The organism is Williamsia soli (assembly GCF_017377795.1).
Classification (GTDB): Bacteria; Actinomycetota; Actinomycetes; order Mycobacteriales; family Mycobacteriaceae; genus Williamsia; species Williamsia soli.
The window spans coordinates 374,274-391,426 of sequence record NZ_JAFRDR010000004.1 but is presented as its reverse complement, the minus strand read 5'-3'; the positions used below and the strand labels follow the sequence as shown (position 1 = coordinate 391,426).

At 64.4% G+C, this 17,153-nt stretch carries 12 protein-coding genes and 1 pseudogene; 6 read left to right on the top strand and 7 right to left on the bottom strand.

Annotated features, from left to right (window positions below; genetic code table 11):
• Window positions 1–81 precede the first annotated feature (81 nt).
• Window positions 82–819, top strand: a complete 738-nt coding sequence (locus tag J3S28_RS13825) for a DUF4191 domain-containing protein (RefSeq protein ID WP_207841301.1) — start codon at window positions 82–84, stop codon at window positions 817–819.
• Between the two features lie 87 nt (window positions 820–906).
• Here the strand turns inward: J3S28_RS13825 and J3S28_RS13820 are convergent, their stop codons facing one another.
• Window positions 907–1,374: an RDD family protein gene (locus tag J3S28_RS13820; protein WP_207841300.1), complete on the bottom strand. Its 468-nt coding sequence runs from the start codon at window positions 1,372–1,374 to the stop codon at window positions 907–909.
• 255 nt (window positions 1,375–1,629) lie between these two features.
• On the opposite strand from J3S28_RS13820, the gene glnA (J3S28_RS13815) reads away from it, so the two are divergent.
• Window positions 1,630–3,063 carry a type I glutamate--ammonia ligase gene (gene glnA, locus J3S28_RS13815; RefSeq protein WP_084835269.1) on the top strand — a complete coding sequence of 478 codons (1,434 nt, stop codon included), beginning with the start codon at window positions 1,630–1,632 and terminating at the stop codon, window positions 3,061–3,063.
• A 285-nt stretch (window positions 3,064–3,348) separates the two neighbouring features.
• The gene (gene idi, locus J3S28_RS13810; RefSeq protein WP_207841299.1) at window positions 3,349–3,864 is read left to right on the top strand and encodes an isopentenyl-diphosphate Delta-isomerase; all 516 of its coding nucleotides are present in this window, start codon (window positions 3,349–3,351) and stop codon (window positions 3,862–3,864) included.
• Between the two features lie 22 nt (window positions 3,865–3,886).
• On the opposite strand, the gene J3S28_RS13805 is transcribed toward idi, so the two are convergent.
• Window positions 3,887–4,921: an extracellular solute-binding protein gene (locus tag J3S28_RS13805; protein ID WP_307797113.1), complete on the bottom strand. Its 1,035-nt coding sequence runs from the start codon at window positions 4,919–4,921 to the stop codon at window positions 3,887–3,889.
• A 113-nt stretch (window positions 4,922–5,034) separates the two neighbouring features.
• Window positions 5,035–7,210, bottom strand: a pseudogene (locus J3S28_RS13800) (DUF2254 domain-containing protein).
• 107 nt (window positions 7,211–7,317) lie between these two features.
• Between J3S28_RS13800 and J3S28_RS13795 the strand changes: the two are divergent.
• A complete protein-coding gene (locus J3S28_RS13795; RefSeq protein ID WP_207841298.1) occupies window positions 7,318–7,908 on the top strand; it encodes an FKBP-type peptidyl-prolyl cis-trans isomerase in 591 nt (196 codons plus the stop codon).
• A 12-nt stretch (window positions 7,909–7,920) separates the two neighbouring features.
• Here J3S28_RS13795 and J3S28_RS13790 read toward each other — a convergent pair whose 3' ends face one another.
• The 4 genes from J3S28_RS13790 to J3S28_RS13775 all read right to left on the bottom strand — a co-directional run bounded on the left by J3S28_RS13790 (window position 7,921) and on the right by J3S28_RS13775 (window position 15,024).
• Window positions 7,921–8,901, bottom strand: a complete 981-nt coding sequence (locus J3S28_RS13790) for an endonuclease/exonuclease/phosphatase family protein (RefSeq protein WP_207841297.1) — start codon at window positions 8,899–8,901, stop codon at window positions 7,921–7,923.
• Complete coding sequence (locus J3S28_RS13785) at window positions 8,898–11,909, bottom strand: bifunctional [glutamine synthetase] adenylyltransferase/[glutamine synthetase]-adenylyl-L-tyrosine phosphorylase (protein ID WP_207841296.1); 3,012 nt, start codon at window positions 11,907–11,909, stop codon at window positions 8,898–8,900. Before J3S28_RS13785 ends, J3S28_RS13790 begins: the two co-directional genes overlap by 4 nt.
• Window positions 11,910–12,011: 102 nt before the next feature.
• The gene (gene glnA, locus J3S28_RS13780) at window positions 12,012–13,355 is read right to left on the bottom strand and encodes a type I glutamate--ammonia ligase (RefSeq protein WP_084835275.1); all 1,344 of its coding nucleotides are present in this window, start codon (window positions 13,353–13,355) and stop codon (window positions 12,012–12,014) included.
• An 85-nt stretch (window positions 13,356–13,440) separates the two neighbouring features.
• Entirely contained in the window at window positions 13,441–15,024 is a 1,584-nt protein-coding gene (locus tag J3S28_RS13775) for an alpha/beta hydrolase (RefSeq protein ID WP_372436004.1), read from the bottom strand.
• Window positions 15,025–15,199: 175 nt separating this feature from the next.
• Here J3S28_RS13775 and panB point away from each other — a divergent pair, with 175 nt between their 5' ends.
• Both panB and pip read left to right on the top strand, forming a co-directional pair.
• Entirely contained in the window at window positions 15,200–16,066 is an 867-nt protein-coding gene (panB, locus tag J3S28_RS13770; RefSeq protein WP_207841294.1) for a 3-methyl-2-oxobutanoate hydroxymethyltransferase, read from the top strand.
• A gap of 106 nt (window positions 16,067–16,172) precedes the next feature.
• A complete protein-coding gene (gene pip, locus J3S28_RS13765; RefSeq protein WP_207841293.1) occupies window positions 16,173–17,153 on the top strand; it encodes a prolyl aminopeptidase in 981 nt (326 codons plus the stop codon).

Here is a 17,153-nt window from a genome sequence, read left to right as displayed (position 1 = left end):
CCACCGGAGACCGCAGGCCCTTCGCTGACCCAACCTGGCACGGCCTGCCGAGGCCTTGAGGTGGGCCAGTATCCTGGACACATGGCGAAGGCAAAGGCGAGCAAAGAGGCAAAGGCGGCTGCGAAAGCCGCTCGTAAAGAGGCGTCGCGCGCCCGCCGCAAACAGCTGTGGCAGGCATTCCAGATGCAGCGCAAAGAAGACAAGCTGCTTCTGCCGCTGATGATCGGATCGATCGTCCTGCTCACCGGGCTCGCGGTCTTGATCGGTCTATTGACCGGCTCTCTGGTGTTCGTTCTCCCGCTCGGCATCGTCCTCGGTGTGCTGATCGCGTTCATCATCTTCGGTCGCCGGGTGCAGAAGACAGTGTTCACCAAAGCCGAAGGTCAGGCCGGCGCCGCCGCCTGGGCGTTGGACAACATGCGCGGTCAGTGGCGGGTGAAGCAGGCCGTCTCAGGCACCACCCACCTCGATGCGGTTCACCGCGTCATCGGCAAGCCCGGCGTGATCCTCGTCGGCGAGGGATCCCCACACCGGGTCAAGACACTGCTCGCGCAGGAGAAGAAAAAGATCGCTCGCGTGGTCGGCGACACACCGATCTACGACGTGATCGTCGGGAACGACGAGGGACAGGTGCCCCTCAAGAAACTCGAACGGCACCTGAACAAGCTGCCGAACAACATCAACAAGGCCCGCATCGACAGCCTCGAGTCACGGCTCGCGGCCCTCGGCGGCAAGGGCCCCGGCGCCGGTATGCCGAAGGGCCCGATGCCTGCGGGTGCGAAAATGCGCAACATTCAGCGCACCGCCCGTCGCCGGTAGCACCTCCACGCAAAAACACCCGTTCGGGTCATAGGCACACGTTGCGACGTGTGCATATGACCCGAACGGGTGTTTCTGTGCCGAGAATCAGCGTGTGCGGATGAGCGCTGTACCGGTCGCCCGATCGTGCATGCCGCGACCGTCCTGATCGTTGATCAGCGGTGGCACCAGGAAGACGATCAGTGCCTGGCGGATCAATGCCCGCACAAACCCGACCCTCTCCCCTCCGTCCACGCGGGCGACGCGCATACCCGTCAGAAACTGTCCCGGCGTGAAGCCGAAGGTCGTGACGGTACCGACGCCGATGATGAACCAGACGCCCAGCACAACCGTCGACAGAGACGACGACTGCAGGTCCTGGACGAACAGCAGCGAGATGCCGCCACACATCAACCAGTCCGCGAGGAGTCCGAGACAGCGGTGCCAGGACGAGGCCAGCGCGCCCGCGCCGGATTCGGGCAGACCGAGTTTCTCTCCGCGGTACTCGCCGACGTCGGCACCGTCTTGCAGCGCCGCCTGCGGACCTGACAGCCACGATCCGGTGATTCTTCCCATGCCGTCAATGATAGGTGTCGCACAGAGTGAGACGCCGCGATGTCCTGGTGCCCGATCTCACAATCGTTGCCTTGGCGATTTGCGTACGTAACACAGGCGAAACACCGAAGTATCTGGCCAGCAACCTGGCGTCAATACGGTCAGCGTTGATGATCCGCCACTCTAGAGTGGAGACGGACAATCGCCAGGCCTTGCAACATCCATCAACATGGGGTGCTGGCAGCAATTGGGCACAAGTGAAGGAGCCACCCGCAGGTGTACAACTCAAAGGAAGAACTGCTCGAGGGCATCAAGGCCGAGGGAGTCGAATACGTCGACATCCGGTTCTGTGATCTCCCGGGAGTGATGCAGCACTTCTCGATCCCGGCATCGGCGTTCGATGAGAGCGTCTTCGAAGACGGACTGGCATTCGACGGATCGTCTGTCCGCGGATTCCAGTCGATCGACGAGTCGGACATGATGCTGCTGCCCGACCCCGCGACCGCGCGCATCGATCCTTTCCGTAAAGCGAAGACGATGAACGTGACCTTCTTCGTGCACGACCCGTTCACCCGCGAGGCCTACAGCCGCGACCCGCGCAACATCGCGCGCAAGGCAGAGGACTACCTGGCCAGCACCGGCATCGCCGACACCTGCTTCTTCGGTGCCGAAGCCGAGTTCTACATCTTCGACTCCGTCTCGTTCAGTTCTGAGATCAACGAGACCCATTACCGCGTCGAGTCGGAGTCGGGCTGGTGGAACACCGGCTCGCAGACCAACCCGGATGGCAGCCCGAACCTCGGCTACAAGGTTCGCCAGAAAGGTGGCTACTTCCCGGTCGCCCCGTACGACCACTACGTGGACCTACGTGACGAGATCTCGACCAACCTGCAGACCGCGGGGTTCATCCTCGAACGCGGCCACCACGAGGTCGGCACCGCCGGACAGGCCGAGATCAACTACAAGTTCAACACCTTGCTGCACGCAGCCGACGACGTTCAGCTGTTCAAGTACATCGTGAAGAACACCGCATGGCAGAACGGCAAGACCGTCACCTTCATGCCGAAGCCGCTCTTCGGAGACAACGGTTCGGGCATGCACGCCCACCAGTCGCTGTGGAAAGACGGCAAGCCGCTCTTCCACGATGAGGCCGGCTACGCGGGTCTGTCGGATCTGGCCCGCCACTACATCGGCGGCATCCTGCACCACGCGCCGTCGCTGCTGGCGTTCACCAACCCCACCGTGAACTCCTACAAGCGTCTGGTGCCCGGCTACGAGGCACCCATCAACCTGGTCTACAGCCAGCGCAACCGCAGTGCCTGCGTGCGTATCCCGATCACCGGCAACAACCCGAAGGCCAAGCGCCTCGAGTTCCGTTGCCCGGACAGCTCGGGCAACCCGTACCTGGCGTTCGCCGCAATGATGATGGCCGGCCTGGACGGCATCAAGAACAAGATCGAGCCGCACGAGCCTGTCGACAAGGACCTCTACGAGCTCCCGCCGGAAGAGGCCAAGGGCATCCCCCAGGCCCCGACCTCACTCGGTGCGGTCATCGACCGCCTCGAAGAAGATCACGAATACCTCACCGAAGGTGGGGTGTTCACCGAGGACCTGATCGAGACCTGGATCTCCTTCAAGCGTGAGAACGAAATCGAGCCGGTGCAGATCCGCCCGCACCCGTACGAGTTCTCCCTCTACTACGACGTCTGATCCGCCTCCGGCGAAGGACGTCTGATCCGCCTCCGGCGAAGGACGTCTGATCCGCCTCCGGCGAAGGACGTCTGATCTGCAGTAGACCAGACACAATCCGCCCGCTTGGCTTCGGCCAGGCGGGCGGATTTGTTTTCTCCAGATCTCGCGGCGGATCGCCAACTGACCTCTTCACGGAGTCGCCCGGAGCACGAGCGTGCCGACATCGCTACGGTGGGTATCCAGGGGGGCGATCACCGGATGGGACGGCCGGACCGATCACCGAACGGATAGAGGTGCAACCGTATGCAGGCCGCCGAACAGGTCGTCCTGGTGTCCGATGACGGCACGCCGATCGGTGTTGCCCCCAAAGCGACCGTCCACGACGGCGCCACTCCCCTGCACCTTGCGTTCTCGTGCCATGTGTTCGACGAGGAAGGTCGCGTCCTCGTGACGCGGCGGGCTCTGGCCAAGAGCACCTGGCCCGGGGTCTGGACGAATTCCTTCTGCGGGCATCCCGGTCCGGGAGAAGCGATGGAGGATGCGGTCGTGCGTCGAGCCTCGTTCGAATTGGGTATTCACACCGACCGGATCGCTCTGACACTGCCCGACTTTCGGTATCGCGCGGTCGACGGGTCCGGAATCGTCGAGAACGAGATCTGTCCTGTCTACCGATCGGACCTGGTGGGCGACCTCCGGCCCAATCCGGACGAAGTCGTGGAAACCCGGTGGGTGCACACGGCGGCCCTGCGCACGGCAATCGACGCCGCGCCATGGGCTTTCAGCCCCTGGCTCGTTCTGCAGGCCCGGCAACTCTACTGAGCACAGCGTGGCTTCGCCGAGGTCACACCATTCCCACCTCGGACAACATGGTCCGGGTCTGGGCCACGGACGCCAACTCGTCGAGATCGATGTCGAGGCCGGCGACCTCTGCCAGCGGGGGCAGCTCGTAGGTCGTCGATGTCACGCCGGACACCACGGGGTATTCGGCCGCCTCGTCCGCGAAGTAGGCTTGCGCGCCCTCTGACAGCAGCTCCCGCAGGAACTCGATTGCCTGGGGTTTGTTGTCGGAATACTTGACGACTCCAGCACCGGCGACGTTGACCAGGGCGCCAGGATCTCCGGCGGTGAAACGATGGAGGCCAACTGTCGAAGCGCTACCGGCGAGGACGAGCGGGTACCAGTAATAGTGGTTCGTGAGCCCCAAGGTTGCCTGTCCAGAGGTCACGGCCTGCACCACGGACCCGTTGTCGGGCAGAGCAATCGGGTCATTGGCCAAGAAGTTTGTCAGCCATCGGCGAGCCGCCTCGTCGCCTCGGGTCACCCGCAGCGCGGTGACGAATGACTGGAACGACGCGTTCGTCGGCGCGTAGGTGATCTGGCCTCGCCAGCGCGGATCGAGCAGTCCATCGATCCCTTCCGGCAACTGGGCGTCGGTCACCCGCGCAGAGTTGAAGATGAGGACCCGCTCACGTGCCGAGGTCGCGATCCAGGTCCCGTTACCGGAGCGATAGCGCGCAGGGACCAGGGCGAGGATGTCCTCGGGCAACGGCTCGAGCATCTCGTTGTCGTCCAGCAGCCCGAGGGCCGCCGCGTCTTGACCGAAGAAAACCTCGGCGGGTGTGTCGTCGCCTTCGGCAAGCATCCTTCCCACCTGCGCATGGGTGTTGCCCGTGTAGTCGACGTCGACTGTGAAATCCAGTTCACCGCTGAACAAATCGATCATCGGGGCGACCAGACCTTCATCCCGTCCCGAATATACGAGGATCGATCCTCGGCCCGCGACGTCCGAACCGCCGCCTGGGTCACCGCAGGCCATCGCGACCGCCAATAAACCGGAAACCACCACGAACGACAGGACTCGCTTGGGCAGCGACACACGATCTCCATTCTTTGAAAAGGGATTTTTCCGGCTTTTCGGGCGTGCAGATACACAGTAGCGAATAAATTTGTCATGCACACAAGACGCAGCGCCAATTGCGCGACGGATTTCTACGGCTGCGAAGGATTCCCGGTATTGATGATCAACCTCTTCCGGGTCGACGACGATCCCGCCTCAGAGCCATACCCCTGCCGATCGGCAGCTTTGGCCAGCCATCGATCGAACGGGGATGCCCAGTCACGTTCCACCTGCTCATCGAGTGCTTGGAGTCTGCTGTCAATGGGTTCGTGCTGGTCGGGCGGACATTGCTCCCGCAGAGTCTGCAGAAGCGCGCGAAGCCGGCGCTGCACCTGCGCCGCATTCGACGAGTAATGACGGATCTCGTCCGTGCCCACGGCGACGAAGTCGTCCCCACGTACGTCGGTAGCCCCCGATGAGTGTCAACGACGCGTACTTCTGGTCGACGCGCATCCGCGGTGCGAGCATCAGCAGGAGATCCTCGATGTGATCGAGTGCCTGCACCGCACGACCGGGGTCATTGATTGCCGGGGACAGCGCCTTGAGCGCAATGTCCGAGATCGACTGCAGCGCAGCAGCTGGACTGACGGAAGGCCTGTGCGTGTCCCCGAAGAGCAAGGTGGCCAGCAGGTGGTGTGGTCGCACTCGATCGCCAGGACCATGCACCTCGAACACATCGGCATTGTGCGCGACAAAATCTCCGATGCCGATCAACAGATCGACGCGGACATTCCAGTCGACGGCGAACCGTTGCAGCCTCGGCAGATCGACCGCCATCAACACCCTTCCCTGACTGGGTATCTCGCGAAGCTGAATCACGGTTGTGTGCAAACCGGGTTCTGGTTCGACCGCCGCCGGTGGTTCGTCGCCCGCATCGCCTGCCGCCTCGACGGGATACACCCGCCGTATCGCACCGCGTCCCTCGTTGGCGATCCATCGCAACAATTGCGACGAGTTCAGAACACTGCCCACCTTGACGACGAGTGCGATGAACATGAAGACACTCAAGATCGTGACAATGAGCGCCAACAGGGTCGAAAGCCCCGGTGCCGGAACGTCATTGCTGTCTTCGGCGATGTCGAGGGCGGTGATGAGGGTGAAGACGAACGTGGCCAGGAACGTTCCGATCGACCACCGCATGATGGGATCCTGCTGCAACACCGGGATCACCCGGACCGAGATCTGCGAGGCACCGAATTGCATGGCCAAGGTGATAGCGGTGAAGACCAGACCCGTCAGGGTGGCCATGGCGCCGGCGATCACACCGAGAAGTGTCGACGTCGAACCGGCATCCATCCCCTCGATCACAAACGTGTCGTCGACGGTCGTGACGACCAGCGCCGTCAGGATGGACAACGAGACCAACACCGCGGGAAGTCGCCAGACCGGGATCATGCCCAGTCGGTGTCGGGTGCGCCGCCACCGGATCGCGGTGGCCATTCGGTTCGGGGCCCGAGCACCCGGTTCGCGCACCACCACATCGATCGGAATCGGCGCAGGGTGGTCCGGGATTCCGAACCGTCCCGCAACCGCCTCCTGCACGACGATCTTCCAACGAACGATCGGCTCGCGATAACGCTGCTCGCGGCGGATTGCCTTCTCTCGCTTCCCTGGTCGGGTGCTGTATCGCCACCGGGCCCAGGGTGACGCCGGTCTGCCGATCCGGATGGATCCGACGATCAGCAGCGGCAGAACGAACAGACCGATCAGACCGGTCCAGAGCTTGCCTTTGAGAAGCGTGATGACCGCCAACACCGCCGACAAGGCCAGCACCACGATCACCACCACTCTGGCGGCAGTATCCGGCGCATTCTCGTAGTCGTTGAGTTCGCCACCGAACCCGAAGGGCCGCAGACCCATCAGGAACAAGGTGATCACGGCGATCGCGACGAACACCGCATCGATCGACGAACGGCCCTCTTCCTCCCAGTACACATCCCGCAGATGCAGCACCAGCGCGAACTCGTCGAGAACCAAAGCTGCGCCGATACCGAAGATCGAGGCGAGAACGCAGTTGGCGATCGGGGTGTGAAAGCTGGCGAGTGCGACGAAACAGAACCCCGAGATCATCATCATGATCACACCGAAGAACTCGTGATGCATGTGCACGCCGCCGGGTGTCACGTTGCCCGGCCACCACGACACCTGGGCGCGGATCATGCGCACGCTGAACCGGATGAACAAAAACGTCAGGACGAACGCGACCAACAGAAAGAACAGCGGCAGGCGGCCGGTATCGACGATGGTGCGGTCAAACCACTCGTACATGCTCACCTCTCGCGCACCGGACCGCATCGACGACAGCCATCTGGGAGAACACTATCGCCGGGGACTGCGATTGGTTCGGGCAACGGACGCTCAAGTAAGTTGCGATCATGACTCTCAAGCGCCTGTCCCTGACCATCGTCGCCTCCTCGGCGCTCTTCCTCGCCGCCTGCGGATCCGACGATTCCTCGGACGCCGCCGAGTCGACCACCGCAGGTGCCACCAGCACCGCCGCAGCGGAATCCTGCCCGACCGCAGCTCCCGCGGGCGACGTCGCCCCGGAATGGACGCTCCAGGGCACCACCGGGTCGGTCGAGGTCACCGGTTCCACAGATTCCGCCGCGCCCAAGGTCACCGTGGCCTCTCCGTTCTCGGTCGACGCCACCCAGGTGCAGACGCTGACCGAGGGCACCGGCGCGGTTGTGCCCGAGACGGCCGAGGTCTCCGTCTGCTACGTGGGTGTCAACGGTCGCGACGGTTCGACCTTCGACAGCAGTTACGAGACCGGCTCGCCCGTCGACTTCCCACTGACGGGTGTCATTCCCGGCTTCCAGAAGGCCATCGCCGGACAGAAGGTCGGCTCCACGGTCGGGGTGGCGATGACGTCGGCAGACGGGTACGCCTCCGGTAACCCCGCCGCCGGCATCGACGCAGGCGACAGCCTGATTTTCGCCATCAAGATCTTGTCGGCGCAGGGCTGATCGCGGCGCAGCTCACCGACCGGTCGGCACCAGAGATACGGCAAGCCCACGGTGATCTGAGCCGCCGATCCCGAAAGTGTTCAACTCTGCCGCTGTGAAACCGCGCGAGACCACGTGATCGATCGCGATGACTGGCGGGAAAGTGCGATCGGCCGGGTAGCTCATCTTCCACATGCCACCGGCCTGTTCGGTGGCATCCCGAAAGCCCTTCTCCAGCAACGCCCGATACTGGGCGTGGTCCCACGTCGCATTGAAATCACCACTGACGATCACCCGGTCGGTGGTCGTGGAATGGAGGGTCTGTCGCAGGCGTTTCATCTCCCCCACCCACCGATCGGGATCGTACGGGTAGGGGGGAATCGGATGCACCGCGTACACGGTCGTCGACGGCGCACCGGGCAGATCGACCTCCGCTCGCAGATTGTTGAGATCGAAGCCGTTGAGCTCCGCGGTATTACGCAGCGGGAAGCGGCTGAAGATCCCCGTACCCACTCCGCCGCTGTCCGGCACCACGAACTCATACGGCAGCATGCTCCGGAGTTCGGTCTGCTCGAATCGGGCCAACGCCTCCGGAGTGATCTCCTGCACCGTGAGCACGTCGGCGCCGCGTGAGGACACCTCGGCGACGACGTCATCGACGTCGCCTTCACCCAGAGTGATGTTCGACGTGACCACGGTGATGCGCTCACCGGCGGGCGCGTCGGTGGCCTTGAGCAGAGGTGCCTGCGTCCAGATCCCGACGCCGAGGAGGATCACCGCCAGTGCTGTGGAGATCCAGCGTCTGGTGACGGCCAGGATGATCACGGCCGGGATCGCGGCCAGCAGTAACCAGGGCACCGCGCTGGCGAACGCCGTCGACGCCCGCCCTTTACCAGGGTAGTAGTGCAACCAGATCGCGACGATGACCGCGGCGAGCAACGCCCATCCCAGCACGACCGCAAGGAAGTAGAAGACCTTGAACGCAGCTCCGCGCTGTGCGAGACGCTGCTTCACCCGCCGAAGACCTTGAGAACCACTGCCTTGGCTCTGCGGGTGACCCGCAGATAGTTGTCCAGGAACTCCCCCGAGTCATCGTCATGCCAGCCGGCGACGAATGCCACCGCTCGCAACGTCTTGCCGGGCGCAGGTAGTTGGTCGACCGGCTTGCCACGCACCAGGACCAGCGCATTGCGCGCCTTGGTCGCGGTCAGCCACGCCTCTTTCAGCAAGAGGACGTCGTCCTGGGCCAGCAGCTCAGCCGAACCGATCGCGTCGAGACATTGGAGGGTCGAAGTGTTGTGCAGCGACGGCAACCTGTGTGCGTGCCGTAGTTGAAGGAGCTGCACGGTCCATTCGACGTCGGCCAGGCCCCCGCGGCCCAGTTTGGTGTGGGTGGCCGGATCTGCGCCGCGCGGTAAACGTTCCGAGTCGACCCTGGCCTTGATGCGGCGGATCTCGCGCACCGCGTCCGCGGACACTCCCCCCGCCGGGTAACGAATCTGATCGGCCATGTGCAAGAACGCAAGTCCGAGGTCTTCGTCGCCCGCGACCTGGTGTGCCCGCAACAGTGCCTGGATCTCCCACGCCTGCGCCCACTGCTGGTAGTACGCCGCGTAGGCGGCCAACGTGCGCACCACCGGTCCGTTGCGTCCTTCCGGCCGCAGGCCGGTGTCGACCTCGAGGGGCGGATCGGAGCTAGGTGTTCCGAGCAGTGACCGCACCCGCTCGGCGATGGTGTTGGCCCAGCGAACAGCTTCGGCGTCGTCGGCGCCCTCGACGGGGTCGCAGACGAAGAGCACGTCGGCATCGGATCCGTAGCCGAGCTCGCCGCCGCCGAGACGGCCCATCCCGATCACGGCCATCGTGGCCGGTGCGGGCGATTTACGTTCGGCAACAGAGGCGTTCGTGACGACGGTCAGGGCGGCGTTGAGCACGCCGGCCCAGACCAGCGACAGGGCGCGGCAGACCTCGGGTACATCGAGCATGCCGAGGATGTCCGCGGAGGCGACCCTTGCGAGTTCGAAACGCCGATGTGAACGCGCGACCGCGATGGACGCCTTGAGGTCGCGCTGGCGGATGGCCGAGGCGACCATGCCGCCCACGACGTCCTGCGGATCGACCTCGACGAGCTTCGGGCCCCTTGCCCCGTCGGCGTACAGCCGGATCACATCCGGCGAACGCATCAGAAGCTCGGCAGCATACGCCGATGTTCCGAGCACGGTCATGAGCCGTTCGGCGACAACGCCTTCGTCGCGCAGCAGTCGCAGGAACCAGTCCCGGTCGGCCGCGGCATCACAGAGCCTGCGGTAGTTCAATAATCCTGCGTCGGGATCGGGTGTGCGGCTGAGCCATTCGAGCAAGGTCGGGAGCAACAGCTCCTGGATCTGGCCTTTTCGGCCCGCCTCGGAGACAAGTGCCTTGAGGTGTCCGAGCGCATTTTCCGGTTTGCCGTAGCCGAGGGCCCCCAGCCGGCGGATCGCTGAGGTGTCGGATAGTCGCAGTTCGTCCTTGTCGAAACGGGTCACAGCCTCGAGCAGGGGCCGATAGAACAACTTCTCGTGCAGACGTCGGACCCGGTGGGATTGCCTGCGGATCTCTTCCCGCAGGACGCCGCCCGCATCGAGGTCGCCGGTGGGCCGGATGTGCGCCGCACGAGCGAGCCACCGCATTGCCTCGATGTCGTCGAACTCGGGCAGGGTGTGTGTCCGTTTGAGCCGCTGGAGCTGCAGGCAGTGCTCGAGTAGGCGCAAGAACTCATACGAGGCAACAAGATTGGCACCGTCGTCACGACCGATGTAACCGCCGTCACGTAAGACCGTCAGCGCCTCGACGGTGCTCTTCACCCGTAGAGTCTCGTCCACGCGGCCATGCACCATCTGCAGGAGCTGGACCGCGAACTCGACGTCGCGTAGGCCGCCCCGGCCGAGCTTGATCTCGCGCTCACGGAGGTCTTCGGGCAGCATCTCCTCGACGCGACGACGCATCGCCTGCACGTCGATGACGAAGTCCTCGCGCTCGGAGGCCTCCCACACCATCGGGCTCACCGCATCGACGTAGGCGCGGCCGAGCTCCATGTCACCGGTCATCGGGCGGGCCTTCAGCAACGCCTGGAACTCCCAGGTCTTGGCCCAGCGCCGGTAGTAGGTCAGGTGGGATTCGAGGGTGCGGGTCAGGGCCCCGGCCTTGCCCTCCGGTCGTAGCGCCGCATCGACTTCGAAGAACGCCATCGATCCGACTCGCATCATCTCGCCCGCGATGCGGCTGGTCTGGCCATCGGCCGGTTCGCTGACGAAGATGACGTCGACATCGCTGACATAGTTGAGTTCGCGTGCACCGCATTTGCCCATCGCGATGACGGCAAGCCTGGCCGTCAACGGTTTGTCGCCGCAGACCTCGGCGATCGCCACCGACAGCGCCGCGGTGAGTGCCGCATCGGCGAGCTCGGCCAAGAAATTGCTGACTTCGCCGAACCGGAGCACGGGTTCGTCCTCGACGGTGGGCGCGAGATCCCGGGCAGCGACCTGCAGCAGCAGGTCGCGGTAGGCCAGTCGCAGCGCGATGACGGCTTTGGGGCCGGTCAGTTCTGCCCGGTAGATCAAATTGTCGTTGTCTTCATGGCCCGCTTCGGGCTGTGCCGACACCGCGCCCAGCATCGTGCTCCGCACTTCGGCGACATCGAGCAGGTCTTCACGGGTCAGCAACCGCCACGCGTGGGTTTCGGCGACCAGATGATCACCCAGTGCGGTTGAGGAACCCAGTACCGCGAACAGCCGCCCGCGGAATCGGCGATCGGTCCGCAGGAGGTCGTCGATGTCGTTCCAGTCGGGCCCCACGGCCGCCCGCAATCGGACCAGCGCACGCAACGCGATGTCTGCGCTGGGGGCCCGCGACAGCGACCACAGCAGGTCGACGCACTTCTCTCCGTTCCAACCGAGGGTGGCCAGGTCATCCGGAGCGGTCGACTCGAGAAGACCCAACCGGCCGACGCCGGGTACGCGAGATCGGGACGCAGGTGGTGTCACAGATGTAAAGGTACTGGTCTGGTTCTGACGAGCACCATCAACCCACCAACCCGGCCGGGCTCGTTCCCGCCAGGGAGACAGCGATCAGATGGGACGCAGCGACTACAGCGAGAGGTAGTTCTTCAGCTCGAACGGGGTCACGTGGCTACGGTATTCGGTCCACTCCGCCCACTTGTTCCGCAGGAAGTACTCGAAGACGTGCTCGCCCACCGCCTCGGCGACCAGTTCGGACTTCTCCATCTTGGTCAGCGCCTCTGCCAAGGAGCCCGGCAGTTCCTTGTAACCCATCGCCCGCCGCTCGGCCGAGGTGAGCGAAAAGACGTCGTCCTCGGCGTGCTCGGGGAGTTCGTAACCTTCTTTGATGCCCTTGAGGCCGGCGGCGAGCAGGACCGCGAAGGTCAGATAGGGGTTGCAGGCCGAGTCCGGGCTGCGGACCTCGATGCGCCGCGACGACGCCTTGTTCGGGGTGTACAGCGGCAACCGGATCAGCGCCGAACGGTTCGCGGCGCCCCAGCTGGCCGCAGTCGGGGCCTCTCCACCGTGGATCAGCCGCTTATAGCTGTTGACCCACTGGTTGGTGATGGCGCTCAGTTCGTCGGCGTGATGCAGGATGCCCGCGATGAACTGCTTGCCGGTGTCCGACAGCGCCATCGGATCGTCCGGGTTGTGGAAGGCGTTGGTGTCGCCTTCGAACAGGCTCATGTGGGTGTGCATTGCCGATCCCGCGTATTCGCTGAAAGGCTTCGGCATGAACGTCGCCCAGACGTTCTCCGCGATCGCGACCTCTTTGACCACGTAGCGGAAGGTCATCACGTTGTCGGCCATCGACAGCGCGTCGGCGTAGCGGAGGTCGATCTCTTGCTGGCCGGGCGCTCCTTCGTGGTGGGAGAACTCGACGGAGATGCCCATGGACTCGAGGGCCTCGATGGCGTGCCGACGGAAGTTCGGTGCCGAGTCGTGGACGGCCTGATCGAAGTAACCGCCGTTGTCGGCGGGAATCGGGACCGAACCGTCGGTGGTCGGCGGATTCTTGAGCAGGAAGAACTCGATTTCGGGATGGACATAGCAGCTGAAGCCCTGATCGGCGGCCTTGTTGAGCTGGCGGCGGAGCACATGCCGCGAGTCCGCCCACGACGGTTCCCCGTCGGGCATCACGATGTCGCAGAACATCCTGGCGGAGTGATGCCGACCCGTGCTCGTCGTCCACGGCAGGATCTGGAAGGTCGAAGGGTCGGGCTTGGCGATGGTGTCCGCCTCAGAGACCCGCGAGAAGCCCTCGATGGCGGATCCGTCGAAGCCGATGCCCTCGGCGAAAGCGCCTTCGAGCTCGGCCGGCGCGATGGCAACCGACTTCAGATATCCGAGTACGTCGGTGAACCACAGCCGAACAAAACGAATGTCGCGCTCTTCGAGCGTCCGGAGCACGAATTCTTTTTGGCGATCCATGACATCGGAGCCTAGGAGCGCCCTGTTAAATGCATGTTACGAGCGCGCTTCAACCAGAATATCCTGCGCATTTCTGGCAAAAATCTCAGCATTTGAGGCCCTCATCCGGCAGAGTGAGATTCACGAAGTAGTCGGTGACTGCGTCGTCGACGCATTCGTGACCCTCCAGGGACGCTGTGTGCTGAGCACCCTCGAAAGTGATCAGTCGGGCCCCCAACTGCGCTGCGAGATCGACACCGGCCTGGTAAGGGGTCGCGGGGTCGTTGGTCGTCGAGATGACAACAGTCGTGGGCAGATTCGGGATGTTCAGGTCGTGCGGTGTGCTGGTGGGCGGTACGGCCCAAAATGCACACACATCGCGCGCGCCCGTGCCGGTGCCGCGCCCGTCATCGGTGAACGGAGCGGCGCGTCGACCCTCGACCTCGAGCCGGTCGATCTCGGCCTGATCGGTCACTCGCGGGTCGTCGACGCAACGGATCGCCGTGAACGCGTCCGAGCTGTTGCTGTACTCGCCCGCCGCGTCGCGTCCCTCGTAGAGGTCCGCCAATCGCAGCAGGGTGTCGCCGCGACCGCCCTCGAGTTCGGTCAGCGCTTCCCGCAACGGCTCCCACAGCACGCCCGAGTACATGGCCTGCGCCACACCGGTCATCGCGTCGTCGTAGGTCAAACGGCGGCCGTCCGACGTGGGCGCGGGCTTGTCGATCAGAGGCCTGGTCAATTCCTGGAACCGTGTGGTCGCAGTCGCAGGGTCGTCGCCGAGGGCACAATCGCCGCGCGTGATGCAGTCGGCCGCGAACGCGTCGAACGTCGACTGGAATCCGGCGAGTTGCCGGATGTTCTCGTCGACCGGGTTCGCCGAGGGGTCGACCGCACCGTCGTTGACCATCGCCCTGACCCTGGTCGGGAACTGCTCGGCGTACGCAGACCCGATCCTGGTGCCGTAGGAATAACCGAGGTAGTTGAGTTGGTCGTCGCCGAGCGCGGCCCTCAGCACGTCCAAGTCCTTCGCCACATCCACCGTTCCGACGTGCGCGAGAAAGTCGGTACCGACCCGCTGCGCGCACGCGTCGGCGTCTGCCTTGTTCTTCGCCTCGATCTTCGCGATGCCGGCCGGGCTCATGTCGACCAGCGTCTCGGCTCGCTCGTCATCGCGCTCCTGAGCTGTGAAACAACGGATCTGCGGCGTCGACTTGCCGATCCCTCGAGGATCGAAGCCGATCAGGTCGAATCGATCCGCGAGATCGAGAGCGCCGAAAGTCTGTGCCTGCCCCGCCATGAACTCGACTCCAGACGCGCCGGGACCACCGGGATTCATCAGCAGGGACCCCACCTTGTCACCGGACGCGCGGACCCGGAAGATCGCGATCTCCGCGGCGTCGCCGTCGGGGTTCTCGTAGTCCACGGGCACGGTGATCGTCGCGCAGTCACTGCGGTCCTCCGGGTAGCCGGTCGTCTCCTGGTCGGCGTAGTCGGCACACGACTCCCAGCGGATCGTCTGGCCGTAGAACCGGTCGAGGTTCGGGGCCGGCCCGGCGCCGACACTGAACGGGGCATCCTCGGGCTGCCCGTCGACGCTCTCGGTGCAGGCCGTCCCCGCCGGCACCAGCACCAGCAAAGCACCGATCACGCCGAACCATCGCCGCACCCGCGGTCGCCTTCGCCTGCTCACCAGGCACATCGTGCCACGAGGCCCGCCGCCGCAGTCCGCGGAACACGTCCCTTGATGTGACAAATTCCACAGCTACCTGCTGTTTCCCGGCAGAGATACCGGTGCCAGACTGGTGGGGTCATCCACCCACCCGGGTACCTGCTGACGCAGGACTCGAGGCACGAAAGAGACAACGATGTCTGAGAATTCGGTTTATGGTGCTGCGCATTCGGCGAACGATTCGGCCGGCGCAGCCGATTCCCCCCGACGCCGCGTGACCCGCGTGCACCATCTCGCCCAGATGAAGGCCGAGGGCGAAAAGTGGTCCATGCTCACCGCCTACGACTTTTCCAGTGCTCGGATCTTCGACGAGGCACAGATCCCGGTCCTTCTCGTCGGAGATTCGGCCGCCAACGTCGTCTACGGGTACGACACCACCATCCCCGTCAGCATCGATGAACTGCTTCCGCTCGTCCGCGGCGTCGTCAAGGGCGCTCCTCACGCGCTGGTCGTGGCCGACCTGCCCTTCGGCAGCTACGAAGCAGGCCCGCAACAGGCCCTCGAATCCTCCATCCGCTTCTTCAAGGAAGGCGGCGCCCACGCCGTCAAGCTCGAAGGTGGAGAACGGGTCGCCGATCAGATCGCGACCCTCACCGCTGCCGGTATCCCGGTCATGGCCCACATCGGCTTCACCCCGCAGAGTGTCAACGGCCTCGGCGGCTTCCGGGTTCAGGGCCGCGGCGACGCCGGTGACCAGCTGATCAACGACGCGATCGCCGTGCAGGAAGCGGGCGCCTTCGCCGTTGTCATGGAGATGGTCCCCGCCGATCTCGCCGGCCAGATCAGCCGCAAGCTCACCATCCCGACGGTCGGCATCGGCGCGGGCAACGAAACCGACGCCCAGGTTCTCGTGTGGCAGGACATGGCCGGTTTCACCCACGGCAAGACCGCCAGATTCGTCAAGCGGTACGCCGACGTCGGCGGCGAGTTGCGCCGTGCAGCAGAACAATACAACGCCGAGGTGCGTCGCGGGGCCTTCCCGGGACCCGAGCACAGCTACTGACCATACGCCCCATCTTGGTGGGTTCTGGCGAGCATTCACCCTGCTCGACGTCGCCAGAACCCACCACTTTCGGGTCCGTGGGCCACGGGACGGGCATAGTGGACACATGCGCGACTTCTATCCACCGATCGAGCCCTTTGCCGCCGGCCACCTCGATGTCGGTGACGGACAACAGATCTACTGGGAACAGAGCGGCAACCCTGCCGGTAAGCCCGCGATCTTCGTGCACGGCGGACCGGGCGGCGGCACCGCGCCGGCCCAACGGCGATTCTTCAACCCAGACGCCTATCGGATCATCCTCTTCGACCAGCGCGGCTGCGGTAAGTCCACGCCCCACATCGCCGACGGCGCGGACCTCTCGGTCAACACCACCGACCATCTGATCTCCGATATGGAGAAGCTTCGCGCGGAGTTCTCCATTGACCGCTGGCAGGTTTTCGGCGGTTCATGGGGCTCGACTCTCGGTCTCGCCTACGCTCAACGGCATCCCGAGCGGGTCACCGAGCTCGTGCTACGCGGGATCTTCCTGCTGCGCCGCAGCGAGATCGATTGGTACTACAACGGAGGCGCTGCCAACATCTACCCCGATCTCTGGGAGGGCTATCTCGAGCCCATCCCGGCCGCCGACCGTGAGGATGATCTCGTCGAGGTCTATCACCGACTGCTCACCGGCAGCGACCGGGCTGCGGCAACCCGTGCCGCAGTGGCCTGGACGACCTGGGAGAAGTCGACGAGTTATCTTCTGCCGCAAGCCGATGACGACGACGGGTCGGACTCCGATCGGTACGCACTGGCGTTCGCCGGAATCGAGAACCACTACTTCTACAATCGTGGCTTCCTCGACGAAGGACAGCTGCTCGCCGATGCGCACCTGATCAAAGACATCCCCGGTGTCATCGTGCAGGGGCGCTACGACGTGGTGTGCCCCGCGCGCAGCGCGTGGGACCTGCACCGCGCGTGGCCCATCGCCGACCTGCACATCGTGGCCGACGCCGGGCATGCGTCGTTCGAGATTGGGATCCGCCACCATCTGATCGAGGCGACGGACCACTTTGCAGGTCTTGCCGCCGCTGAGAAAGGACACTGA

Excerpts from the sequence above, each read along its gene's own strand:
- glnA (WP_084835275.1), bottom strand. The coding sequence starts at position 13,355 with ATGGATCGCCAAAAAGAATTCGTGCTCCGGACGCTCGAAGAGCGCGAC.
- panB (WP_207841294.1), top strand. The coding sequence starts at position 15,200 with ATGTCTGAGAATTCGGTTTATGGTGCTGCGCATTCGGCGAACGATTCG.
- pip (WP_207841293.1), top strand. The coding sequence starts at position 16,173 with ATGCGCGACTTCTATCCACCGATCGAGCCCTTTGCCGCCGGCCACCTC.
- J3S28_RS13825 (WP_207841301.1), top strand. The coding sequence starts at position 82 with ATGGCGAAGGCAAAGGCGAGCAAAGAGGCAAAGGCGGCTGCGAAAGCC.
- idi (WP_207841299.1), top strand. The coding sequence starts at position 3,349 with ATGCAGGCCGCCGAACAGGTCGTCCTGGTGTCCGATGACGGCACGCCG.
- J3S28_RS13820 (WP_207841300.1), bottom strand. The coding sequence starts at position 1,374 with ATGGGAAGAATCACCGGATCGTGGCTGTCAGGTCCGCAGGCGGCGCTG.
- J3S28_RS13795 (WP_207841298.1), top strand. The coding sequence starts at position 7,318 with ATGACTCTCAAGCGCCTGTCCCTGACCATCGTCGCCTCCTCGGCGCTC.